This window comes from Bradyrhizobium sp. CSA112 (genome assembly GCF_029051645.1).
In the GTDB taxonomy this organism is placed as follows: Bacteria; Pseudomonadota; Alphaproteobacteria; order Rhizobiales; family Xanthobacteraceae; genus Bradyrhizobium.
Genome location: NZ_JAACFS010000157.1, coordinates 1 through 421, shown reverse-complemented (window position 1 = coordinate 421; position 421 = coordinate 1). Strand labels below are relative to the sequence as shown.

The 421-nt window shown below is 73.9% G+C and carries 1 pseudogene; it reads left to right on the top strand.

Annotated features, from left to right (window positions below):
• Positions 1-421 (top strand): annotated as a pseudogene (locus GWE18_RS42115) (hypothetical protein); the annotation flags it as partial.

Genomic DNA, 421 nt, shown 5'->3' with positions numbered 1-421 from the left:
AGGCCGAGCGGCGCCTGGCCGAATGCCGCGAGCAGCAGCGCAGCCTGGAGCGGCAGGCGCAGGAAGCCACGTTCTCCCGCCGCAGCCTGGAGGCGCGGCGGGCCGAGCTGGCGCGCACCATCGATACCGCGCGCGTGCAGGTCACGTCGCTGGAGGACGAGCGCCAGCGCGCGCAGGACGAAATGGGCCGCCTCCCCGCCGCGGCCGCGCAGGGCGGGCTGCAGCAGGCGCTCGACTTGAAAATGGACCGCGAGAAGGCGCTGGCCGCGCAGCGCAGCGAGTACGACGACCTGACGGCCCGGCTGCGCGCGAGCGACGAACGCCGCCAGCAACTGGAGCGCGCGCTCGATCCGCTGCGCCAGCGCATCACCGATTTCCAGCTCAAGGAGCAGGCCGCCCGCCTGGGCCTGGAGCAGTACAC